Origin of the sequence: Oliverpabstia intestinalis, from assembly GCF_009696065.1 — a bacterium.
GTDB lineage: Bacteria > Bacillota > Clostridia > Lachnospirales > Lachnospiraceae > Oliverpabstia > Oliverpabstia intestinalis.
In genome coordinates, this window is the sequence record NZ_VUMS01000001.1 from 168,273 (window position 1) to 191,550 (window position 23,278).

Here is a 23,278-nt window from a genome sequence, read left to right on the forward strand (position 1 = left end):
GACAGTGAGACAATAAGCCGGGGGCAGCTAATGTCTGCTTCTGACATCATCATATAGAAGAATCTATAACAAAAGCAAATGAGGAGAAATGAAAAAATGAAAATGAAAAAAGTAATGGCAGCGATGCTTGCCGGAATGATGCTGGTATCTATGGCAGGATGTGGAACAGGTGCACAGGGAGGTTCTGACAGTGCAGGTACAGACAGTGCACAGACACAGGAAAGTACAGATGGAAAATCAACACTGACGATCTGGGCCAGTGGTTCTGATAATGTACGTCAGGTTTTTGAGACACTGATCGATGATTTTAATAATAATTCCGAATATGCAGACAAATATCAGGCAGAACTGCAGTTTATGCTGAGTGGTACCGGAACACAGTCCATGACAGATATGCTGGCAGCCGCTTACAAAGCAAAACAGACGGATACAGATTATGATCTGGTAGATCTGGGTGGTGATGATCTGTCCAAAGTGATTTCCCAGATCGGAGAGGAAGCTTTTGTAAAACTGGATAAGAACAAAATCCCGAATTCTGAAAATGTAGAAGCAAAAAGCGCTCTGGCAACGGATTATGTACAGCCTTATCGTGGAACTACCGTTATTCTGGCTTACGATTCCGAAAAAGTACCGACACCGCCGAAGACTATGGATGAGCTGGTACAGTGGATGAAGGATAACCCGGGAAGATTCGCCTACAATGCACCGGGAACCGGTGGCGCCGGAGATTCTTTCGTACGGACATCTGTATACAACTATATGCCGGAAGAGGCCATTACTTCAGATGATCCGTCCTGGGAAGACCAGTGGACCGAAGGATTTGATTTTCTGAAATCCATTCATCCATATATGTATCAGTCCGGCGGTTCTGTGGTTTATCCGAGCAAGAATCAGGGTACGCTGGACCTGCTGAACCAGGGTGAGATCGATATGTGTCCGAACTGGGCAGATATGGTACTGTCCCAGAGAGCGGAAGGAACCTTAAAAGACACCATTAAGATCACACAGATCGATCCGTCTCTGACCGGTTCTCTCCAGTCTCTGGCAATCCCGACCTTCGGTTCCAACGAAGAAGGCGCTTACGCATTCATGAACTACATCCTTACCACAGCTGCACAGGAGATTCTGGTAAAACAGATGGCAGCAATTCCGCTGATCGATACCGCACAGCTGGATATGACCGGTTATGAAGATGTGGAAAGCCTGGATGTCAGCAACTTCCGTATCATGTCTATCGGAGATCTGTCTACAGACTTCAACGAAAAATGGGATAACGAGATCGGAACTCTGAACTAGAGTCAGATCCAAAGGAGCAAATATGAAGAATAAGACAAAAGGACTGCTGGCAGCGTACGGAATGGTGCTGCCGGCATTCCTGGTGGTAATGCTGACGGTCGCTTATCCGATCGTATCCGCAGTGATCCAGAGTTTTCAGGATGAGGATACCGGCGCATTTACCACAGCAAACTATACCTACTTTTTTACCGAAACCGCACAGAGAAACAACCTGCTGTACACCCTGTTTGTCGTCATCGTGACGGTTGTGATCGCCATTGTGCTGGCATATCTTCTGGCACTGTATCTGCGGTTTGTCAAATCCGGGATCTCGAGAGCCATCGGCATGCTGTACCTGCTTCCGCGATTTGTACCGACCATGTGTGCCGTGTATGCGATGATCACGATCATCCGTGATTCGGGACTGATCAACCGGATCGGTCTGCTGTTCGGACTGGACATCAAGCTGGGGCTGATGTATCATGCAAGTGGTATCATCGTGATGAATATGTGGTTTAACATCCCGTTTGCAACCATGATGATCGCCGCAGGGCTGGGAGCGATCCCGGATTCGATCATTGAGGCATCGAGAGACAGCGGTGCGGGAAGATGGAAAACCTTCACCAGCATGATCCTGCCACTGTCCATGAAAGATGTGGTGGTGGCATCCACGTTTGTATTTATGTCCAATGTGGGTTCCTTTACCACTCCGTACCTGATGGGCGGCAACTCACCGAAGATGCTCGGTATCGCTCTGTACGATCAGTTTAACAAATATCTGTCCTACAATCGTTCCGCAGCACTTTCTGTGATCATGTTCCTGATCTGTTCAGTGTCTGCAGCAGTTTATATCTACACAAATCTGAAAGAAAAGGACTGGGAAAAATAATGGGAGAGACTATGATAACCGCCCATTCCGGAGCGGACGGAACGAAAGAAAACAGTCTGGAATTCGTAGCGTATGCGATGCAGACAGGAGCCGATGCACTGGAAGTAGATGTGCGGATGGGAGAAAACGGAATTCTGATTCTGTCCCACGATAAGACAGATGAAGATGCGGTACGTCTTGCCGATGTATTCCGTATGATGGGAAAATATCCGGGGATGCGGATCAACTGCGATTTGAAAGAGTGTGGGCTGGAAGTGGCGGTTCGTCAGCTGGCCCTGATATCCGGACTGAAGACAGAGCAGATCCTTTATTCCGGAAGTGTCCGCCCGGTTCCGGTGACAGAATCCTGTATCTGGAGAGATGTGGAAGTGTTCTGGAACATCGAGGAATATCTTCCGGATATTTATAAGGAACAAAAAGAGGATCTTCTTTTTGAACAGGCGGCATACAAAATCAGCAGAGCCTGCAGAAAATACGGAATACATACCGTGAATGTAAATGAAAAGATTGCCACAGAAGAATTTATCCGTGTGACCGGTGAAAATGATATTGATCTGTCCGTCTGGACCGTCAATGATGAGGAACGGTTCCGGGAGCTTCTGGGACAGGGCGTAAAAAATATAACAACAAGAAATGTGAAGATGGCATGTGAAGTCAGAAGCTGTGAAAAAAGAAGCTGATGACCTGAGAAAAGTCCGGAAACCGGAAAAATCACCGGTTATTTCCGGGCTTTTTTCGATTTGTGAGAACAATACAAAAACACCTCGCGGGATATTATCAGTGAACGGATCAGGAACATACCAAAAAACTATGTTTATGGCGAAAATGAATTGACAAAGCTAACATGATACAGTATGATTGTTAAAAAATCAGGCCAAATAAGGAGGAGAAAGAGTAAAATGAAAAGATTCAAAAAACTTGTATCTGTACTTACTCTGACAGCGATGCTTGCAGCAAGTCTGACAGCCTGTGGCGGAAAAGATCCGGTTGCAGAAGATGACAGCACAGCAGGCACAACCACTGCCGACAGCAGTACAGTTACCACAGAGACTTCTGGTGACAGCACATTTACCTATGCCATCTCCGGGGACCCTACAGAGACTGTCAATGTTATTACAACATCTGACCGTTGGGGATTATCTACTGTAAAGATGATCTACTCCCCACTGTATATGAATAATGCCGATGGAATTAACTGGTTCCTGGCTACAGATTATAGCGTATCCGATGACAATCTGACCTATACATTTAAACTGAGAGATGATGTGAAATGGTCTGACGGTGAACCATTTACCGCAGATGACGTGGTATTCACATACGAAGCCATGGAACAGGAGGATAACCTTGGCTGGGCTTATTCTCAGCTGGTTTACGATCAGGGAACGGTAAAAGTGGAAAAAGTGGATGACTACACCGTATCTTTCACATTCCCGTTCGTAACACCTACGGCTATCGAGATGTTAAGTCAGATTTTCATCATGCCGGAGCACATCTACAAAGATGTCACAGATTTTGAGCATAACGATTACAACATGAACTCCGTAGGAACCGGTCCTTACAAACTGGTAGAGTATCAGTCAGGCTCATATCTGAAGTTTGAAGCAAACGAAAACTACTACAAAGGTGAACCGTCTGTTAAAAATATAGTATTCCAGATCATCGAAAATGCAGATACCGCGATCCTGGCTCTGCAGAACGGTGAAGTGGATGCTTATCAGATGACACCACAGCAGGTGAAAAAACTGGATCTGGATGCAAGCAACCTGACTGCTTATTCTTACACAGAGGGTCGTGTCGGTTACCTGCAGATCAACTGCAACCGTGTAACAGACGAAAACGTTCGTAAAGCCCTGCTGTTTGCCATGGACAGAAAAGCAATGGATGATGCAGCCTTCGAATCTGACGAATACTACAGCATTCCGTATACCTTCCTGCCAACCAACAGCCAGTTCTACACAGAAGACGGTGTGGAAAAATACGAGCAGGATATAGACAAAGCAAAGAGTATGTTAGAGGAAGCCGGTGTGAGTGGTCTGAAACTGAAACTGGGTTACATCTCCAGTGATACCGTACAATCCGCACAGGCACTGCTGATTCAGGAACAGCTGCAGGAAGTTGGTGTGACGGTAGAACTTGCCGGCGGAGACGGAACAGCCATTGCAAACGCAATGAAGGATCCGGATAACGAGTACGATATGTATCTGGGCGGTTATATCATGGGTATTGACCCGGATACCTTCTCCAGCCTGTTTGAAAATGATGGTGCTTACAACTACATGCACTACAGTGGATACGATACCATCGATCAGCTGTTTGAGGAAGGTCGTTCTGAATTGGATGAGTCTGCAAGAAAGGAAACCTATGCAAAACTGCAGGCAGCTGTCCAGGATACAGGTGCTTTCTATCCGATCATTTCCAACAACAAGATCTTGGTTGTAAACAACAGAATCCAGGGTGTGGAAGATGCAGGACTTGTTCCGGTATATACCTTCGAGGATACTTCCAGTCTGAAAATTTCTGAATAAGTAATCATCAAAGATTAGACACTATTTATAATGAGGGCGGAATTCTTCTGAAACAGGCGAAGAGTTCCGCTTTTTGGGCTTAAGAATAAAAAACAAAAGGAGAAAAAGGTATGGCAAAGTATATTTTCAAACGTATTCTTACTGCGATCCCACTGATCATCGTGATCACGATCCTGTGTTTTTCTCTGATTCATCTGGCACCGTATGATGCAATTGATGCCATGACAACTCCAAAGATGTCTCCGGAGATGGTACAGATGATCCGTGAAAAATACGGCTATGATCAGCCGGTCTATGTGCAGTATATCCGCTGGCTGGAAGGAATCCTGAATGGAAACTTCGGCTATTCTATCGTGACAAAAACGAATATTTTCGATGAGCTGGCGACAAGAATCCCGAACACGATCAAGCTGGTGCTGCCGTCTTATCTGACTGCCTATGTGATCTCAATCGTGCTGGGCCTGGTGGCCGGTTCTCACAAAAACAAATGGCTGGACAAACTGATCGACGGGATCTGTTCCCTGTGGATCGCGATGCCGACTTTCTGGGTAGCGATGCTCTTTATCTATCTGTTCGGCTATAAACTGCGGATCTTTCCGATCCTTGGGATGCATACGGTAGGCGTGAATACTTTGTCTGATTTCCTGCTGCATTTTATCACACCGTATATGGTGCTGACACTGGCATTTATCCCGGACAATGTGCGTTATGTGCGTTCTTCCACGATCACACAGTACTCCGAGGATTATGTTATGGTACAGAAGGCATTTGGCGCTTCCAAAGCAGAGATCATGTTCAAACATGTCTGTAAGAACGTACTGCTTCCGGTTATCACAAAACTGGGTATGGCATTGCCAACGCTGGTAACAGGTGCGGTTATCACGGAAACCGTATTCAGCTGGCCGGGTATCGGACCGTATTTTATCAAGGCGGTACAGGGTATGGACTATCCGATTGTTATGATCGTTTTGATATTGTCTTCCACACTGGTAGTCCTGGGAAACCTGCTGTCCGATATTTTATACTGCGTGACAGATCCGCGTATCAGAAAGATGGGGTAATCGTATGGCAATGAATCATTCTCAAAAAAAACGTCTGGAAAATGTCTGGGAGGCATTAAAACACGACAAAATCGCAATATTTTCTATTATCTTCCTTGCACTGATCCTGATATTATCCTTACTGGCTCCGGTACTCCCGCTGGAACCGAATAAAACCGATGTCGCTCATATGTTAGAGGCACCAAGCAGTGCCCATATTTTCGGAACCGATGAAGTGGGTCGTGATTATCTGGCACGTGTTATCTACGGAGGACGTGTGTCCCTGCTGGTCGGCGTGCTTGCCATGCTGATGAGTGTGACCATCGGTGTCACTGTTGGGATCCTTGCCGGTTATCTCGGCGGTATCATAGATGGTATCCTGATGCGGATCGTTGACATTCTGCAGTCCATTCCGTGGCTGATTCTGGTTACAGTTATCAGTATTTTCTTCAAACAGGGACTGGTGTCCATTATTATCGTGATCGGATTCTTCTCCTGGATGGAAATTGCCCGCCTGGTGCGTGCGGAGGTTATGTCCGTCAAAGAGAGGGAGTACGTCCTCTATGCGGACTTTGCCGGCGTGCCGTTATTTAAAATGGTACTCCGTCATCTGATTCCTTCGGTACTGCCGACGATCATCATCGCAGCGACCACCAGTATCTCCAATGCGATCATGACAGAGTCATCCCTGAGTTTCTTAGGGATAGGTATTCAGGAACCGCTGTCTTCCTGGGGAAAATTACTGCAGAGTGCGCAGAGTAACCTGCAGAATGCCGTTTACATGGCGATCATCCCCGGTCTTTTGATCATGCTGACCATCTTTGCGTTCAACAAACTGGGCAATCTGCTTCGGATCTATGTAGATCCCCGTGTCATGGACGCAGGCAAATAGGAGGAGTGGAGATGAAAGAAAACAGAGTATTAACCATAGACAATCTGACCACTACGTTTGAGAGTCACAAACAGAAGATTCAGGCGGTGCGCGGTGTCTCCCTCCATGTGGATGAAGGAGATATTCTGGCTATTGTAGGAGAGTCCGGAAGTGGGAAAAGTGTAACTATGAAGTCGGTCATGGGACTTCTCGGAGAAAATGCAGATGTGCAGGCAGATCATCTGGAACTGCTGCAGAAGGATCTGCTGTCCATGTCTGAAAAAGAAAAACGGAAAATGCGTGGAAAAGATATGGCAATGATCTTTCAGGATCCGATGACTGCCCTGAATCCGCTGAAAAAGATCGGGTATCATATGATCGAGGTACTCCGACGTCATCAGAACCTGAGCAAGGCAGAAGCAAGAAAAGTAGCCATCGATATGCTGGGAAAGGTAGGAATCCCGTCGGCAGAAAGCCGGATGGATCAGTATCCCCATGAATTTTCCGGTGGTATGAGACAGCGTGTCATGATCGCAATGGCACTGTGTTGCCAGCCGCGGCTGCTGATCGCCGATGAACCGACAACCGCACTGGATGTAACCATCCAGGCGCAGATTCTGCAGCTTCTCAAACAGTTAAATGAAAATGAGCAGATGAATATTATTCTGATCACCCACGATCTCGGGGTGGTAGCTTCTCTGGCGAAACGGATCGAAGTGATGTACGGGGGTCTGATCATGGAAGAGGGAACCACAGAAGAGATCTTCGAACATCCGACCCATCCGTACACGAGAGCACTGCTTCATGCGATTCCAAAATGTGAGAGCGGATGTCGGGAACGCCTCGAACCGATCCCGGGTATGGCACCGTCTCTGGCGAATCCGCCGGCGGGATGTCCATTTGTGACCCGCTGCCGGTTTGCATGTGAGGAATGTAAGAAAGGGATCCCGTCCATGCGGGCATATTCCGATACCCAGTCCTCCAGATGTATCTTCACAAAAGAAGAACTGGACGAGAAAGAGAAGAAAGAAGAGGAGAAATAATATGGAAACAAAAGAACAATATCTTCTGGAAGCGAAGAATCTGTCCAAGTATTTCCCGGTCAAAAATTTCTTCGGAAAACTGGTACAGGAAGTACGGGCGGTGGACCGCGTGAACCTTTCTATTAAAAAAGGAGAAACCTTCGGTCTGGTGGGAGAGTCCGGTTGTGGAAAGTCCACACTGGGACGTACTCTGATCCGTATGTATGAGCCGACCGATGGAATCTTAACCTACGACGGTTACGACATCACAAAGACAAAAGGTAAAGAACTCCTTGCATATCATAAGAGAATGCAGATTATTTTTCAGGATCCTTATTCTGCGTTGGATCCCCATCAGAATGTAAGAGAAATCATGGCTGAACCGATATCTGTCTTTGAAAAACTTCCGGAAAAAGAGATGGATGAGCGGATTGTAAGCCTTCTTGAAAAAGTAGGTATGAAGGCAGACGATATGGAAAAATATGCCTATGAGTTTTCCGGCGGACAGCGTCAGCGTATCGGTATCGCAAGAGCCTTATCCGTCAATCCGGAATTCCTGCTCTGCGATGAGCCGATCTCCGCACTGGACGTATCGATCCAGGCACAGGTTGTCAACGTGCTGGAAGATCTGCAGCAGGAACTGGGACTGACTTACCTGTTTGTGGCACATGATCTGTCCATGGTGCGCCATATCTCCGACAGGATTGGTGTGATGTACCTTGGTAAGATTGTGGAGAGCGGAGAAAGCGATGAAGTGTATGACAATCCATGCCACCCATACACCCGGGCATTGCTGGCCTCCATTCCGATCGCAGATCCCAAGCGGGCACTCAGTCTGGAACACTGCGGCATCGAGGGAGATCTTCCGAGTCCGTTGCATGTTCCGTCCGGCTGTCGTTTCCATACACGCTGTCCTTACGCGACCGATCAGTGCAGACAGCAGGAACCGGAACTGGAAGAGAGAACACCGGGCCATATGGTGGCATGCTGGAAAAAATAAAAAGAGTGAGGAACAGATAGAAATATGCTTTCAAAAGAATATTACCGAACTTATGTCCAGATCCTGAAAGATGAACTGGTGCCGGCGATGGGATGTACCGAGCCTATCGCCATCGCTTATGCGGGAGCTGTTGCCAGAAAGACACTGGGAGCCCTTCCAGAGCGGGTGGAGGTTGCGGTCAGCCGAAATATTATAAAAAATGTAAAAAGCGTGGTTGTTCCACATACCGGTGGACTGCGTGGAATCGAAGCCGCCGCAGCTGCCGGAATCGTGGCAGGAGATGCTGCGAAGGAACTGGAGGTCATCTCCCATGTGGAACAGGAAGACATCGAAGTAATGGGAACCTTCCTGAAGGAAGTTCCGTGCAGTGTCTGTGAGGCATCCTCTGATCTGATCTTTGATATTCAGATTACTTTATATCACGGAGAAGATAGAGCGAGTGTACGGATCACCGATTTCCACACGAATCTGGTGCATGTGTCCAGAAACGGGGAGATTCTTCTGGCAAAAGAGATTACCGGAAAAGAAGAATCCGCACTGGCAGACAAATCGACGCTTACCATAGAAAAAATCTTTGCATTTGCAAAGGAAGTGGACCTTGCAGATGTCCGTGAAGTACTGGAACGTCAGGTTCGTTACAACATGGCGATCGCCGAGGAAGGGCTCTGTGGTAATTATGGAGCCAATATCGGAAAGGTCCTGTTGGCCACTTACGGCGATCAGGATGTCAAGGTGCGCGCCAAAGCCATGGCGGCTGCCGGTTCCGATGCAAGAATGAACGGCTGTGAACTTCCGGTAGTGATCAATTCCGGAAGCGGCAACCAGGGAATCACAGCTTCTGTCCCGATCGTGGTTTTTGCAAAAGAACTGCAGGTATCGGAAGAGACGATGTACCGGGCTCTGGTGATCTCAAATTTGGCAACGATCCATATCAAAGAAGGAATCGGCAGACTTTCCGCATACTGCGGTGCAGTAGGAGCCGGATGTGGCTGTGGCGCAGGGATCGCCTACCTGTACGGAGACGGCAAGAAGGAGGGCGAGCATGCCATTGTCAACGGTCTTGCCATTGTATCAGGTATGATCTGCGACGGAGCGAAAGCATCCTGCGCAGCGAAGATCGCATCCTCTGTAGACGCGGGAATCCTTGGTTACTTTATGTATAAGAACGGACAGCAGTTTATCGGCGGTGACGGTATCGTAAAAAAAGGAGTGGAAAATACGATCCGCTGTGTTGGTAAACTGGCATCTGAAGGTATGCTTGAGACAGACCGGGAGATCGTGCATCTGATGATCCACGGATAATACATACAAAAAAGGTAACTGTTCAGTACCTTCACAGTTACGAGTCAAAATGCATTTAAAATCACCTTCGGTGATGGCATTTTGACTTGTATGTCTCGGGATTTTGGCATATTCATGCCAAAACACCTCGCGGGATATTACTTACTGAATAGTTACCAAAAAAGCTCTTTTTGCATGAAAAAACGGTTAGTTATATAAAACCGCAAAGGCAAAGGGGGCTTTACTTTTTTTACAAAACGTGATAAAAGTATAGAGGAGTAACTATTCGGTAAAAATATCCTGTGAGTTTCTAGAGCGTGTTTGAAAAAGGCTTTTCGTGAACTGCAAGTCCCAGTTTGTGGGAGATTTTATCCGAATGAGGGCGGCGTAGCGGGCTACGGCAACCGAATGAGGGTAAAATCTCCCGCAAAGTGGGGCTTGCAGATTGCGGAAATGATTTTTCAGACACGCTCTAGGGCAGGGAACTGTCGAAAGTCCGGGATATGCAGACAAAAATTCAGGGCTGTTTTCTCTAAAACAGCCCTTTTTGGGCGTTTTTCAGGAGGTAAAAAACATGACAAAGATTGACATTATTTCAGGATTTTTAGGAGCCGGAAAAACAACACTGATTAAAAAACTGCTTTCTGAAGCTTTAAAAGGCGAGCAGGTAGTGCTGATTGAAAATGAATTTGGAGAGATCGGTATTGACGGAGGATTTTTAAAAGACTCCGGTATCGAGATCCGTGAGATGAACTCCGGATGTATCTGCTGTTCTCTGGTAGGTGATTTCGGAACTTCTCTGAAAGAAGTGATTACAACGTATCATCCGGATCGTATCATCATCGAGCCGTCAGGTGTGGGCAAACTGTCTGATGTCATCAAAGCGGTAAAAGGTGTGGATGTGGACTGTGAGATCAGCCTGAACAGCTATACAACGGTAGCAGATGTAAACAAATGTAAAATGTATATGAGAAACTTCGGTGAGTTCTTCGAGAACCAGTTACAGTATGCAAGAACGATTATTCTGAGCCGTACCGATACACCGAAGGCTACCGAAGAGAAAGTAGCCAAAGCAGTCGCTCTGATCCGCGAAGTGAACAAGGATGCAGTGATCATCACCACTCCAATCGAAAAACTGGACGGTGCACAGATTCTGGAAGCTATGGAGCAGGGCAGAGAAGAAGACGAAGATTTCTGCCCGGTATGCGGTGGACACCACGATCATGATCATCACCATGACGGCGAGTGCGGATGCGGACATGATCATGACCATGAACATCATCATGACGGCGAGTGCGGATGCGGACATGATCATGACCATGAACATCATCATGACGGCGAGTGCGGATGTGGACATGACCACCACCATCACCATGCGGATGAAGTATTTACAAGCTGGGGTCGTGAGACTGCTAAGAAATATACAAAAGAAGAGATCGAAGCTGCACTGAAGAAACTGTCAGAAGCAGAAGATCTTGGTGTGATCCTTCGTGCTAAAGGTATGGTGGACGGAAAAGACGGACAGTGGATCTACTTTGATATGGTTCCGGAAGAGTATGAGGTACGCACCGGTACTCCACAGATCACAGGTAAGATCTGTGTGATCGGTTCCAAGATGGCAGAAGACAAAATTGCTGAAATTTTTGGAGTGAATGAGTAATGATGAAGAGAGATGTTCCCGTATATTTAATTACAGGATTTTTAGAGAGTGGTAAAACCCAGTTTCTGGATTTTACCATTCATCAGAGTTATTTTCAGATTCCGGACAAAACGCTTCTGATTCTCTGCGAAGAGGGAGAAGAGGAGTACGATGAGGAAAGCCTGAAAAAAATGAATACGGTGATCGAGATCATCGAAGATCCGGAAGACTTTAACGCGGATACCCTGCAGATGTTGAATAAAAAACATCATCCGGGAAGAGTTCTGGTAGAGTACAATCCGCTGTGGTCTGTAGATAAGTTCTATCAGACCGATATGCCACGTTACTGGGATCTGGCACAGCACATCGTAACCGTGGATGCCAGTACCTTCCAGATCTATATGAACAATATGAAATCCTTGTTCATGGAGATGATCCGAAACGCGGATCTGGTAATTTTCAACCGCTGTCAGGATGAACATCCGCTGGCAAACTTCCGCCGCAGCGTCAAAGTTGTCAATTCCAGAGCGGAAGTGGTATTTGAAAATGAAGAGGGCGAGATCGACGATATTTTTCAGGATGAGATGCCGTATGATATGAACGCGGATATCATTGATATTGAAGATATCGATTACGGTATCTGGTATGTGGATATGATGGATAATCTGAAAAAATATGTGGATAAGACGGTTCGGTTTAAAGGACAGGTGTTGAAAAGTCGTGAGCTGAACGCAGGATTTTTCGTGCCTGGACGTATGGCGATGACCTGCTGTGCGGATGATACCCAGTTTATCGGCTATATCTGTAAGAATCCGGCAGCCAAGAGACTGCGGATCGGCAGCTGGGTAACGGTAACTGCAAAAGTTAAAGACGAATTTATGGAAGTATACAACGGCAGAGGTCCGGTATTGTACGCAACAGAGATTGAAGCGGCAGAAAAACCGGAGCAGGAGCTGGTATACTTCGGCTGATGAAGGAGTTATCATTATGTATCTGATCGTAGGCCTGGGCAATCCGGGAAAACAGTATGAAAATACCCGCCATAACGTGGGATTTGACGCGGTTGATCTTCTGGTGGATGAGTATCGCGTACCCTCTTCGGGAAAACAACATAAGGCAATGTACGGAAAGGGCGTGATCGCGGGTCAGAAAGTGATCCTGGCGAAACCGCTGACCTACATGAACCTGAGCGGGGAATCAGTGAGAGCCCTGGTAGACTATTATAAGATCGATCCGGAAGAAGAACTGATCGTGATCTATGACGATATCAGTCTGGAACCGGGAAAGATCCGGATACGGAAAAAAGGAAGTGCGGGCGGCCATAACGGGATCAAAAATATTATCGCACAGCTGGGCACCCAGAACTTCCAGAGAGTCAAAGTTGGAGTCGGAGAAAAGCCGAAGGGCTGGGATCTGGCGGATTATGTGCTGGGACACTTTTCCAAAGAAGACCGGGGACTGGTGGATGACGCGCTGAAACGCGTGGCAGGCGCCGTGGAACTGATGGTGCAGGGAGAAGTGGATCAGGCGATGAATCAGTTTAACTAGAAAGGGAAAACGATGGATGCATTCGTACAACCATTATATGAACTGGCCGATTTTGATGCGATCATAAGACAACTGAAGAAACCGGGAATCGTACAGGTTTCCGGATGCCTGGACTCCCAGAAAGCTCATTTTACCAATGGGCTTCTCCGGGAGTTTCCTTTTCGACTGATCGTTGCGGAAAATGATCTGAAAGCCAAGGCATTTTATGAGGATTTTCGTCTGTATGACCCGGAAGTACTGTATTATCCGGCGAGGGATCTGATCTTTTATCAGGCAGATATCCATGGTAATCTTCTTACCAGACAACGGATCCAGGTGCTTCGCGCACTGCTGGAGCGGGAAGAAGTGACGATCGTTACTTCGATCGACAGCTGCCTGGACTGTCTGGTGCCGCTTGCCGTGTGGAAGGAAAAAGTAATAAAGATTCGCAATGACAGCGAGATTGACCTGGATCGGATGAAAAGACATCTGTTGGAACTCGGGTATGAATGGGCGGCGCAGGTAGAGGTTCCGGGACAGTTTTCTATCCGTGGTGGAATCATGGATGTATTTTCTCTGACCGAGGATAATCCGTGGCGTATCGAACTGTGGGGAGATGAGGTGGATTCCATCCGCAGTTTTGATGCGGAAAGCCAGCGCTCGATCGAGAATCTGGAGGAGATTACGATCTATCCGGCGACGGAAGTGGTGCTGGATAAGGAGACGATCCGACAAGGCATCAAAGCCATTGAAAAAGAGGCGCAAAAGAGTCAGAAGAAGTTCCGGGACGAGATGAAGACAGAGGAAGGGGCGAGAGTCCGCCAGATCGCCGCTGAATTAAAAGACCAGTTAGAAGAGATGGAGCATATTGCCGGAGCAGAAAGTTTTGTCCGGTATTTTTATAAGAAAACAGAATCGTTATTGGAATATCTGCCGGAGAACACGCTGGTTGTGATCGACGAGCCGAACCGGTTGACAGAACATGCAAAGACAACAGAAGAAGAATTTCGGGAGAGTATGATTCACCGTTTGGAAAAGGGGTATCTTCTGCCCGGACAGATGGAAGTGATCGGAAACCATCAGGAAGTAGTGCATCGGTTTCATCAGATGCATACACTGTCATTGTCCACGATGGAGCCACGGGGAACCGGGTGGAACTTCACTATGGAGATGCAGCTGACTGTAAAATCGGTCAACCCGTACAACAACAGTTTTGAGATGCTGGTAAAAGATCTGTTGCGTTGGAAAAAATCCGGTTACCGGATGCTGTTGTTATCTCCTTCACGAACAAGGGCGGCCAGACTGGCAAAAGATCTGCAGGATCAGGAACTGTCAGCTTTTTACAGTGAGGATCCGGAAGAACTGATCCAGCCGGGACAGATCAAGGTCACCTGGGGACGGGTAAGCCGTGGCTTCGAGTATCCGATGGTCAAATACGTGGTGATCTCGGAGACGGATATTTTCGGCAAAGAAAAGAAGAAAAAACGGAAAAAATCCCAGTACAGCGGAAAGAAGATCCAGAGCTTTTCGGAGCTTTCCGTAGGAGACTTTGTGGTTCATGAAAACCACGGGCTGGGCGTGTACCGCGGCATCGAGAAGATGGAAGTGGATGGTGTGGTGAAAGACTATATCAAGATCGAGTATGCAGGAAAAAGTAACCTGTATATTCTCGCCACCCAGCTGGATGTCCTGCAAAAATATGCCGATTCTGATGCGGCAAAGACACCGAAGTTAAACAAACTCGGCGGACAGGAATGGAAGAAGACCAAGACGAAGGTCCGCGGAGCTGTAAAGAATATCGCAAAAGATCTGGTGGCACTGTATGCAGCCAGACAGCAGGAAGCCGGTTTCCGCTATGGACCGGATACGGTATGGCAGCGGGAATTTGAAGAGATGTTTCCATTTGAAGAGACGGAGGATCAGCTGCAGGCGATCGAGGCGGCAAAGCAGGATATGGAGAGCCCGAAGATCATGGATCGGCTGATCTGCGGAGATGTGGGCTACGGGAAGACGGAGATTGCGATCCGTGTGGCATTTAAGGCGATCCAGGAGGGAAAACAGGTGGTTTATCTGGTTCCGACCACGATCCTTGCACAGCAGCATTACAATACATTTGTACAGCGGATGAAGGATTTTCCGGTGCGCGTGGACCTTCTGTGCCGGTTCCGTACCGCCAGCCAGCAAAAAAAGACGATCGGGGATCTGAAAAAAGGTCTGGTGGATATTCTGATCGGCACCCATCGGGTGTTGTCCAAAGATGTGCAGTTTAAAGATCTGGGACTGCTGATCATCGATGAGGAACAGCGCTTTGGTGTTACCCACAAAGAAAAGATTAAGCAGATGAAACAGAATATCGATGTCCTGACCCTGACAGCGACGCCGATTCCGCGAACTCTTCACATGAGTCTGATCGGAATCCGGGATATGAGTGTTCTGGAAGAAGCTCCACAGGACCGTACACCGATCCAGACCTATGTGATGGAATATAACGATGAGATGGTACGGGAGGCGATCAGCCGGGAACTGGCACGCGGTGGTCAGGTGTATTATGTATACAATCGTGTCAACAACATTGAAGAGATCACCAATCAGATCCGAAAACTGGTTCCGGAGGCGAGCGTGGCATTTGCCCACGGACAGATGAGCGAGCGTGAACTGGAAAAGATCATGTATGGATTTATTAACGGAGAGATCGATGTTCTGGTCTCCACAACAATCATCGAGACGGGGCTGGATATCTCGAATGCCAATACCATGATCATCCATGATGCGGATCAGATGGGACTTTCTCAGTTGTATCAGCTGAGAGGAAGGGTAGGACGATCCAACCGGACCGCATACGCTTTTCTGATGTACCGGAGAAATAAGATGTTAAAAGAAATCGCAGAAAAACGCCTCCATGCGATCCGCGAATTCACTGAACTGGGAAGCGGGATCAAGATTGCCATGCGTGATCTGGAACTGCGTGGTGCGGGCAATCTTCTGGGAGCGGAACAGCACGGTCACATGGAAGCGGTAGGATACGATCTCTACTGTAAGATGCTGAATGAAGCCGTACAGGAAGCAAAAGGAATCGAAGTACAGGAAGACTTCGAGACGACGATCGACCTGCAGATCAATGCGTACATTCCGGAAAAATATATTCCGAATGAATACCAGAAGCTGGATATTTACAAACGGATCGCGGCGATCGAGAACCGGGAAGAGTATGAGGATATGATGGAAGAACTGCTGGACCGTTTTGGAGAACCGCCGAAGATGGTGCAGAACCTCCTCGCAGTGGCAAGCCTGAAAGCCATGGCTCACCGGATCTATCTGACCGAAGTTAAGCAGCTTGATGACAGCCTGAAACTTACCATGTATGAGCGGGCGAAGATTGACACAGCGAAGATACCGGAGATACTGAATCAGTATCCGGAAGAACTGCAGTTTAAAGTCGAAACAAATCCGTATTTTCTGTATCGTCCGAGGAACCGAAAGGCAAAGGAAGCAGTGACGATGCAGGAGAAGGCGACTGAATTACTGACGGTCATGCAGTGTCTGGTATAAGTGCAGGCAAATTCCTGAGAACAGGAAAACAAGAGATGAGCACTTGTGAAAAAAGATTGAAATAAAAGGAAAAAAGTTGCCCCATAGGAGGAAATAGTCTATAATAAATGCTATTAGTGAATAAATGTACTCCCGGAGTACATAAAAGGGTAACGGAGGAAAACATGAGAAAGTTAAATAAAACCGCAGCATGTGGGATTCTGGCAGCTGCTCTTGCAGCAGGTACACTGTCCGGATGCTCAAAAGCAATTGATGGAACAAAAACCGTAGCAACTGTAGGAGATGAAAAAGTAACATTGGGTCTGGCAAGCTATATGATAAGAGACCAGCAGGCGCAGACCATGAGTTATTATAATATGCTGATGTCACAGTATGGTGTCAGCGGCTCTGCATCTAATGTGTGGGATCAGAAAGGAGACGACGGGAAAACTGTCGGGGAAAGCTCCAAAGACGGCGTCATGACGACAATTAATCAGTTGTATGTACTAAAAGCACATGCGGCAGATTATGACGTTACGATTACGGATGATGAAGAAAAAGCGATCAAAGAAGCAGCAGCGGAATTTATCAAAGATAACGATGAAAAGATCCTGAAAAAACTGGCAGTATCTGAAGACGACATCGTTACGTATCTGGAACTGGTAACGATCCGCAGCAAGATGCATGATCCGATGACTGTAGATGTAGATACCGAGGTCAGCGCCAATGAAAAAGATCAGACAAGAGTCACTATCGTAAAAGTTTCTACAGAAGGAACAGAAAAAGATGATGACGGTAATACCATTGATCTGACCGATGAAGAAAAAGCACAGAAAAAAGACCTGGCACAGCAGGTACTTGATAAAGTAAAAGCATCCGATGACGTGGCAAACGCAGATATGGATGCACTGGCAAAAGAGGTAGATGACAGTTTAAGTGCGACAGCACCGGCATTTACCACAGCGGGAAGTACCGATGATACACTGGATGAGGCGGTACAGGATGCAGCTCTGGAACTGAAAGACGGAGAAGTTGCTGACAGTGTGATCGAAGGCGACGACGGTTATTATGTGGTACGTCTGGATAAGATGCTGGACGAAGATGCGACAGAAAACAAAGAGAAGACGGTTATTTCAGAAAGAAAATCTGATCTGTATGACAGCACACTGGAAGACTGGGTAAAAGAAGAAAAGATTAAAGTCAAAGATAAAGTATGGGATCAGATCACAGTCACTGACAGTGTATCTTTTGTATACAAGAGTGCCGACAGCAGCGATGATACAGAATCCAGTGACGCACAGGACAGTACAGAAGATACCTCTTCACAGGATAACAGTGAAGACACTACAACAGAAGACACAGCAGCAGAGGACAGCGCTGAGTAATATGATGTTGGGGTCAAAAAGTATTTTGACCCCTTTGATACCGGATTGTTCTGTACTTCGTACTCTCACAATCCTCAAAAACATTCGTAATCCGCTCATTTTTCTTCGAAAAATGGCTGCTTACTCATGTTTTTGTCAGGTTCCAAGTTTGGAAATCTGACGCAAGCTTGCTTGCAGGAAGATTTCTGAACTTGGAACCCTGGTATCATCATAATAGTACAGAGAAAAAAGCGGAGGATACAGAGGATGAGTGTAACACAGTGGACAACAGGAATCCAGCATATCGGAATTCCTACATCAGACATAGAAACAACGATCCGGTTCTATGAAGGTCTGGGATTTCAGACCATGCACACGAATCAGGTACCTGCCAACCAGGCAAAAGTTACTTTTTTGCAGCTGGGGAACCTGATGATCGAGACCTACGCCGAAGGTGGCAACGGCATTGAAGGCGCAATCAATCACTTCGCTTTAAACTGCACAGATATTCAGGCTGCTTATGCATGGATCTGTGAGCAGGGATATAAAGTGTTGTCGAATGGAATTGAAGAACTTCCATTTTGGGAAAAGGGTGTGGCTTTCTTTATTATCGAAGGACCGAATAAAGAACGGATCGAGTTCTGTGAACGGAAACAGTAATGGGACGCTCCCTCTGTAAGTCCGTGGGAAGATAAAAAAGCTGATAATACTGAAATAGTGTTTTGGATATACAGAGGAAGGAGAAAACAATGACAAGACAGCAATTTGATGAACTGACAGCAAAAGGGGTAGTAATTCTGGACGGAGCCACCGGTTCCAACCTGAGAAAAGCAGGTATGCCGGTAGGCATATCTTCTGAGCAGTGGGTACTTGAAAATCCTTCAGTTTTACAGGAACTGCAGCGTGCCTATGTGGATGCCGGAAGCCAGATCGTTTATGCTCCTACATTCGCAGCCAATCCTATCAGCCTGAGAAACTTTAATCTCCAGGATCGGGTAGCCGAACTGAACACAAAGCTGGTAAAGATCTGTAAAGACGGAATCGGCAACCGGGCTCTGGTAGCGGGAGATATCACCACCACCGGACAGCTGATGGAGCCGAGAGGAACCCTGACTTATAATGAACTGTATGAGGCATATCAGGAACAGATGAAAGCCCTGGTGGATGCAGGAGTGGATCTGTTTGTTGCAGAGACCATGTTGAGCGTGGATGAGACGGTGGTTGCACTGGATGCAGCACAGGCAGTCTGCGATCTTCCGATGATCTGTACGCTTTCTCTGGAAGCAGACGGGAGCGCAATGTACGGAGGTAATGCCGTGGAAGCAGTTCTGACTTTACAGGAGATGGGAGCGGCTGCCGTAGGACTGAACTGTTCCGTAGGTCCGGATCAGCTGGAAGCAGTAGTTGCCAGCATGAAAGAAGTGGCAACTGTTCCGATCATCGCGAAACCAAACGCAGGCATGCCGTTTATCGATGACAAAGGCGAAGCTCATTACGATATGAATGCAGATGATTTTGCAAGACACACCAAACACCTGGTAGAAGTCGGTGCCGGAATCGTAGGCGGCTGTTGCGGAACCACCCCGGAATATATTCGGAAACTGGCGAAGGTGTTAGGAAGATAGAAAAAGAAAAATGAGGGAAAGATGGCGAAAATTAAAGAGTATCGTATTGACGAGGTTGATGCGGTGTGCAATCTTGGAAAAGCACTATCTTCTCCGGTACGTTTAGAGATACTTCAACTTTTGTATAGAGACAGCTTGATTATCGGAGAGATAGCAAAAAAATTGGATATTCCGGCATCCAGTACGGCATTTCATTTGAAAATATTAGAACAGGCAGGATTGGTTCGTATGGAAGAGCAGCCGGGTACCCGTGGAAGTACAAAACTATGTACACGTAAAGTAGATGCTTTGACTATACATACAACAAAAAGAAATTTGGATGTGAAAGAGGTTTTTAGTGCTGAGATGCCAGTTGGTGCATATAGTAGCTGTGAGGTGAGTCCAACCTGTGGTCTTTATAGCGAAGAAGGAAGCATAGGAATAGATGATAGAGAATTTTCCTTTTATCTTCCAGAAAGAATAAGAGCAGGATTTTTATGGACTTCTTCCGGATATGTAGAATATAAGTTTGCTAATGGTGTTCCCAGTGAATGCAAGGTTGATCGTTTGTCGATTTCAATGGAACTGTGTTCGGAAGCTCCAGGATACCGGGAAGACTGGAAATCAGATATTACGGTGTGGATCAATGGGATAGATTGTGGAACCTGGACGTGTCCGGGAGATTTTGGAGCCAGAAGGGGAAGGCTTATGCCATCAGACTGGCCGATAGGAAGTACACAGTATGGTATGCTGAAAACATGGGAAGTGCGTAAGGATGGTACGTATCTGAATGGTGAATACATCAGCGATGTTTCTATTGATATGTTAAATGTTATGGAAAAACCGTATGTAAAGGTTAGAATTGGAAATAAAGAAGATGCCAGATATGTTGGAGGATTCAATCTCTTTGGAAAACACTTTGGAGATTATGATCAAGATATTATTCTGGCTATGGAATATTAAAACGAAAAGAGCAGTACTGGAAAAGTTCAGTGCTGCTCTTTTTTGCTTGCGAAATAATGATAAGGTGTTTTGCACAAAACCGAAAAGTGGTATTTGTATAAAAATACAATATCTCACAGAAATTATTATTTTATTTCTTTGAAAAAAGATAAAACAAACAGTATTTCTGTTTAAATAAAATAATAAAACAGTAAAAGTGTATAAAAAACAGTTGACAAACTGAAAAAATAGACTATAATCATAGATAAACAAACAGAAATGCTGTGAAAACAACAAAGAAAACCGGATACTGAAATAAAACAAACAGCAGAGCTGTTGGAACTATCATGGCCAGATAGAAAACGGAAACTATATAATGAAAAAATGGGAGGATGTAAAATGAAAAGAAAATTAATTGCTTCTCTGATGGCAGCAACGATGGTTGCAGGAATGTTAACTGGTTGTGGCAGTGGAAGTTCTGCCGATGACAGTGCAACAACAGATGATACAAAACAGGAAGAAACAGCAGAGGCGGGTACAGATGATGCCGCATCAGGTGAAGATGCAGATGTGAACGAAGACGGAACTGTAAATAATCCGGAAGCTGTAAAAGTAGATGAGAATAAACTGGTATTCTGGTCATTGTTCAGTGGTGGTGACGGAGAGTACATGGACAAGATCATTTCCGATTATAATGCTACGGATCCGGATAAACAGGTACAGTCCATTATGCTGGTATGGGGCGATTATTATACTAAATTGCAGACAGCTGTAGCAGCAGGAAAAGGACCAGATATCGGAATTTCACATGCTTCCAAATTACCGGAGCTGGTAGATCAGGGAGTTGTAGAACCGCTGAATGATTATCTGGATGAAATGGGAGTTGACCTTTCTTCTATGTATGCGGACAATTCCATTGATTCTGTAACTTTTGATGGCGATATCTATGCGATTCCGTTAGATACTCATGCAGAAATTCTTTACTATAATACAGATATTCTGGAAAAAGCCGGTGTAGAACTGAATGCAGATGGACAGTTGGATATCAACAGCAAAGATGATTTCTTTGCCATCCTGGACAAATGCAAAACTGTTATAGGAGATGGAGAATCTGTTATTTCTCTGACAAATAATGGAGATGATCCGTACCGTGTATGGTGGGCAACTTACTTCCAGATGGGTGGAACTCCACTGGTAAATGATGATGGAACAGAAGTTACCATGGATAAAGATATTGCTGTAAAAGCAGCAGAATTTGTGAAATCTCTGTATGATGAAGGATATGTTGCAGAAGGTATTGATGATCACCAGAAATTCTTCCAGAGTGGAAAAGCAGCATTCTATATTGGTGGAACATGGGGTACCGGTGCACTGGAACAGACAGACGGTCTGAATTTTGCTGCTCAGCCATTTCCACAGCTGTTTGACAATGATTCTTGCTGGGCTGACTCTCACACTCTGATTCTTCCGGTAAATCCAGACAGAACAGAAGAAGAAACAAAAGCAGCAGTAGAATTCATGGTAGCAGTATCAAAAGATGGTGGAACTACATGGGCAGGTTCCGGTCAGATCCCGGCCAACAAAGAAGTTCTGGAAAGCCAGGAATACAAAGATATGCCATACAGAAGTAGCTATAAAGCAGCTCTGGATACTGCAGTGCTTCCTTCAAAGAATCCTCATTTCTATGCCATGAAAGCTGGTATGATCGACAGTCTGAATACTCTGTGGTCCGATGCAACGGATGCAAGTGGGGCTATTGACTCTTTATATGGAGAATTGGAATCTAATCTGGAATAATAAACATTTTGGGCTATAAGGGGGGAGCCGAAAGGCTTCCCCTGTTTTTGTAAAAGAGTCACGGATGAAAGGAAGAAGAGTAAACGATGAGTAAAGCGAGAAAAAGAAAAACATTTTTAGTGGCTATGGCTTTTATACTCCCGTTTTTTGTGCTGTATACCGTGTTTACGATATGGCCGGTTATACAGGGCTTTTATGTGAGTTTACATAAATGGGGACTGATGGGTAAACTAAAATACGTTGGTTTTGACAATTATACAAAGTTTTTAAAAGATAAAAATTTCTGGGGTGCATTAAAAAATACAGCATTTTTCACACTGATTACCACACCGATGCTGGTAATTACCGCGCTTGTGCTGGCACTACTGGCGAACAGAGCAACAAAACTGAAAAAATCATTGCGTGTTATTTTCTATCTTCCAAGTGTACTGTCAGTATCTATTGCATCATTAATTGCAAAATATACATTTACTCCTTATACAGGATTGATTAATGGTACTCTGCATGCGCTGGGTCTTTTGCCGAAATCTAAAGAATTACAGTGGTTACAGGATCCGAATCTTGTGTGGATTACGATTTCTGTTATGACAGTATGGTGGACGATTGGTTTCAGCATGTTACTGTACTTATCTGCGTTGCAGGATATTTCGCCAGATGTTTACGAAGCTGCTTCTATCGATGGAGCATCCAGTACACAACAGATGTTTCGCATTGTTCTTCCATTGTTGAAACCAACAACATGGCTGGTATTTCTGCTTCAGATGATTGCCTGCTTCAAGGTGTTTGGTCAGATTTACATGATTACAGGAGGTGGTCCTGCATCATCTACAAGACCTCTGATTCAGTATATTTATGAAAATGCATTTGGAAAGAGCAATATGGGCTATGCGGCGGCAATGTCCTATGTTCTGTTTGGAATCTTGCTGATTCTTTCACTTGCGCAACAGATTCTTCAGAGAAAGGGGGAAGAATAG

Annotated in this window: 20 protein-coding genes and 1 pseudogene; 20 read left to right on the forward strand and 1 reads right to left on the reverse strand. The window is 45.9% G+C overall.

Annotation, left to right across the window (positions count from 1 at the left end):
- Positions 1-96 precede the first annotated feature (96 nt).
- The 9 genes from FYJ57_RS00700 (at position 97) to FYJ57_RS00740 (ending at position 9,924) form a co-directional block, all read left to right on the forward strand.
- On the forward strand, positions 97-1,296 hold the full coding sequence (locus FYJ57_RS00700; RefSeq protein ID WP_154431153.1) for an extracellular solute-binding protein: 1,200 nt from the start codon (positions 97-99) through the stop codon (positions 1,294-1,296).
- A 22-nt stretch (positions 1,297-1,318) separates the two neighbouring features.
- A complete protein-coding gene (locus FYJ57_RS00705) occupies positions 1,319-2,164 on the forward strand; it encodes an ABC transporter permease (protein WP_154431154.1) in 846 nt (281 codons plus the stop codon).
- An 11-nt stretch (positions 2,165-2,175) separates the two neighbouring features.
- Positions 2,176-2,844, forward strand: coding sequence for a glycerophosphodiester phosphodiesterase (locus FYJ57_RS00710; protein WP_205839876.1), 669 nt, complete (start codon positions 2,176-2,178; stop codon positions 2,842-2,844).
- 219 nt (positions 2,845-3,063) lie between these two features.
- Complete coding sequence (locus FYJ57_RS00715) at positions 3,064-4,689, forward strand: ABC transporter substrate-binding protein (RefSeq protein WP_154431156.1); 1,626 nt, start codon at positions 3,064-3,066, stop codon at positions 4,687-4,689.
- Between the two features lie 110 nt (positions 4,690-4,799).
- Positions 4,800-5,750, forward strand: a complete 951-nt coding sequence (locus tag FYJ57_RS00720; RefSeq protein WP_118619465.1) for an ABC transporter permease — start codon at positions 4,800-4,802, stop codon at positions 5,748-5,750.
- A 4-nt stretch (positions 5,751-5,754) separates the two neighbouring features.
- On the forward strand, positions 5,755-6,621 hold the full coding sequence (locus tag FYJ57_RS00725) for an ABC transporter permease (RefSeq protein WP_022400439.1): 867 nt from the start codon (positions 5,755-5,757) through the stop codon (positions 6,619-6,621).
- Between the two features lie 11 nt (positions 6,622-6,632).
- Positions 6,633-7,643: an ABC transporter ATP-binding protein gene (locus tag FYJ57_RS00730; protein ID WP_022170851.1), complete on the forward strand. Its 1,011-nt coding sequence runs from the start codon at positions 6,633-6,635 to the stop codon at positions 7,641-7,643.
- 1 nt (position 7,644) lies between these two features.
- On the forward strand, positions 7,645-8,622 hold the full coding sequence (locus tag FYJ57_RS00735; RefSeq protein WP_154431157.1) for an ABC transporter ATP-binding protein: 978 nt from the start codon (positions 7,645-7,647) through the stop codon (positions 8,620-8,622).
- A 24-nt stretch (positions 8,623-8,646) separates the two neighbouring features.
- On the forward strand, positions 8,647-9,924 hold the full coding sequence (locus FYJ57_RS00740) for an L-cysteine desulfidase family protein (protein ID WP_154431158.1): 1,278 nt from the start codon (positions 8,647-8,649) through the stop codon (positions 9,922-9,924).
- A 261-nt stretch (positions 9,925-10,185) separates the two neighbouring features.
- Here FYJ57_RS00740 and FYJ57_RS16145 read toward each other — a convergent pair whose 3' ends face one another.
- On the reverse strand, positions 10,186-10,368 hold the full coding sequence (locus tag FYJ57_RS16145; RefSeq protein WP_328597415.1) for a DUF6783 domain-containing protein: 183 nt from the start codon (positions 10,366-10,368) through the stop codon (positions 10,186-10,188).
- Between FYJ57_RS16145 and FYJ57_RS16150 the strand changes: the two are divergent.
- From FYJ57_RS16150 to FYJ57_RS00790, 11 genes and pseudogenes are all read left to right on the forward strand, one after another.
- Positions 10,285-10,491: pseudogene (locus FYJ57_RS16150) on the forward strand (DUF6783 domain-containing protein); the annotation flags it as partial. The gene FYJ57_RS16145 and the pseudogene FYJ57_RS16150 overlap by 84 nt on opposite strands.
- Complete coding sequence (locus FYJ57_RS00745; RefSeq protein ID WP_154431159.1) at positions 10,478-11,563, forward strand: GTP-binding protein; 1,086 nt, start codon at positions 10,478-10,480, stop codon at positions 11,561-11,563. The pseudogene FYJ57_RS16150 and the gene FYJ57_RS00745, both read left to right, overlap by 14 nt.
- A complete protein-coding gene (locus FYJ57_RS00750; RefSeq protein ID WP_154431160.1) occupies positions 11,563-12,513 on the forward strand; it encodes a TIGR03943 family putative permease subunit in 951 nt (316 codons plus the stop codon). Before FYJ57_RS00745 ends, FYJ57_RS00750 begins: the two co-directional genes overlap by 1 nt.
- Positions 12,514-12,529: 16 nt before the next feature.
- Positions 12,530-13,090: an aminoacyl-tRNA hydrolase gene (gene pth / locus FYJ57_RS00755; protein WP_022171705.1), complete on the forward strand. Its 561-nt coding sequence runs from the start codon at positions 12,530-12,532 to the stop codon at positions 13,088-13,090.
- A 12-nt stretch (positions 13,091-13,102) separates the two neighbouring features.
- On the forward strand, positions 13,103-16,618 hold the full coding sequence (gene mfd, locus FYJ57_RS00760) for a transcription-repair coupling factor (protein ID WP_154431161.1): 3,516 nt from the start codon (positions 13,103-13,105) through the stop codon (positions 16,616-16,618).
- Positions 16,619-16,782: 164 nt separating this feature from the next.
- The gene (locus FYJ57_RS00765) at positions 16,783-17,982 is read left to right on the forward strand and encodes a peptidyl-prolyl cis-trans isomerase (RefSeq protein ID WP_205839877.1); all 1,200 of its coding nucleotides are present in this window, start codon (positions 16,783-16,785) and stop codon (positions 17,980-17,982) included.
- Between the two features lie 246 nt (positions 17,983-18,228).
- Positions 18,229-18,621, forward strand: coding sequence for a VOC family protein (locus FYJ57_RS00770; RefSeq protein WP_154431163.1), 393 nt, complete (start codon positions 18,229-18,231; stop codon positions 18,619-18,621).
- 89 nt (positions 18,622-18,710) lie between these two features.
- Positions 18,711-19,586 carry a homocysteine S-methyltransferase family protein gene (locus FYJ57_RS00775; RefSeq protein ID WP_154431164.1) on the forward strand — a complete coding sequence of 292 codons (876 nt, stop codon included), beginning with the start codon at positions 18,711-18,713 and terminating at the stop codon, positions 19,584-19,586.
- A gap of 21 nt (positions 19,587-19,607) precedes the next feature.
- A complete protein-coding gene (locus tag FYJ57_RS00780) occupies positions 19,608-20,528 on the forward strand; it encodes an ArsR/SmtB family transcription factor (RefSeq protein ID WP_154431165.1) in 921 nt (306 codons plus the stop codon).
- Positions 20,529-20,906: 378 nt separating this feature from the next.
- Complete coding sequence (locus FYJ57_RS00785) at positions 20,907-22,304, forward strand: ABC transporter substrate-binding protein (protein ID WP_235904301.1); 1,398 nt, start codon at positions 20,907-20,909, stop codon at positions 22,302-22,304.
- Positions 22,305-22,390: 86 nt separating this feature from the next.
- Positions 22,391-23,278: a carbohydrate ABC transporter permease gene (locus FYJ57_RS00790; protein ID WP_154431166.1), complete on the forward strand. Its 888-nt coding sequence runs from the start codon at positions 22,391-22,393 to the stop codon at positions 23,276-23,278.

Coding starts and splice junctions, on each gene's coding strand:
- FYJ57_RS00750 (WP_154431160.1), top strand. CDS start 11,563: ATGATGAAGAGAGATGTTCCCGTATATTTAATTACAGGATTTTTAGAG.
- FYJ57_RS00725 (WP_022400439.1), top strand. CDS start 5,755: ATGGCAATGAATCATTCTCAAAAAAAACGTCTGGAAAATGTCTGGGAG.
- FYJ57_RS00730 (WP_022170851.1), top strand. CDS start 6,633: ATGAAAGAAAACAGAGTATTAACCATAGACAATCTGACCACTACGTTT.
- FYJ57_RS00700 (WP_154431153.1), top strand. CDS start 97: ATGAAAATGAAAAAAGTAATGGCAGCGATGCTTGCCGGAATGATGCTG.
- FYJ57_RS00790 (WP_154431166.1), top strand. CDS start 22,391: ATGAGTAAAGCGAGAAAAAGAAAAACATTTTTAGTGGCTATGGCTTTT.
- FYJ57_RS00720 (WP_118619465.1), top strand. CDS start 4,800: ATGGCAAAGTATATTTTCAAACGTATTCTTACTGCGATCCCACTGATC.
- FYJ57_RS00775 (WP_154431164.1), top strand. CDS start 18,711: ATGACAAGACAGCAATTTGATGAACTGACAGCAAAAGGGGTAGTAATT.
- FYJ57_RS00765 (WP_205839877.1), top strand. CDS start 16,783: ATGAGAAAGTTAAATAAAACCGCAGCATGTGGGATTCTGGCAGCTGCT.
- FYJ57_RS00780 (WP_154431165.1), top strand. CDS start 19,608: ATGGCGAAAATTAAAGAGTATCGTATTGACGAGGTTGATGCGGTGTGC.
- FYJ57_RS00705 (WP_154431154.1), top strand. CDS start 1,319: ATGAAGAATAAGACAAAAGGACTGCTGGCAGCGTACGGAATGGTGCTG.
- FYJ57_RS00745 (WP_154431159.1), top strand. CDS start 10,478: ATGACAAAGATTGACATTATTTCAGGATTTTTAGGAGCCGGAAAAACA.
- mfd (WP_154431161.1), top strand. CDS start 13,103: ATGGATGCATTCGTACAACCATTATATGAACTGGCCGATTTTGATGCG.
- FYJ57_RS00710 (WP_205839876.1), top strand. CDS start 2,176: ATGATAACCGCCCATTCCGGAGCGGACGGAACGAAAGAAAACAGTCTG.
- FYJ57_RS00715 (WP_154431156.1), top strand. CDS start 3,064: ATGAAAAGATTCAAAAAACTTGTATCTGTACTTACTCTGACAGCGATG.
- FYJ57_RS00740 (WP_154431158.1), top strand. CDS start 8,647: ATGCTTTCAAAAGAATATTACCGAACTTATGTCCAGATCCTGAAAGAT.
- pth (WP_022171705.1), top strand. CDS start 12,530: ATGTATCTGATCGTAGGCCTGGGCAATCCGGGAAAACAGTATGAAAAT.
- FYJ57_RS00770 (WP_154431163.1), top strand. CDS start 18,229: ATGAGTGTAACACAGTGGACAACAGGAATCCAGCATATCGGAATTCCT.
- FYJ57_RS00785 (WP_235904301.1), top strand. CDS start 20,907: ATGAAAAGAAAATTAATTGCTTCTCTGATGGCAGCAACGATGGTTGCA.
- FYJ57_RS00735 (WP_154431157.1), top strand. CDS start 7,645: ATGGAAACAAAAGAACAATATCTTCTGGAAGCGAAGAATCTGTCCAAG.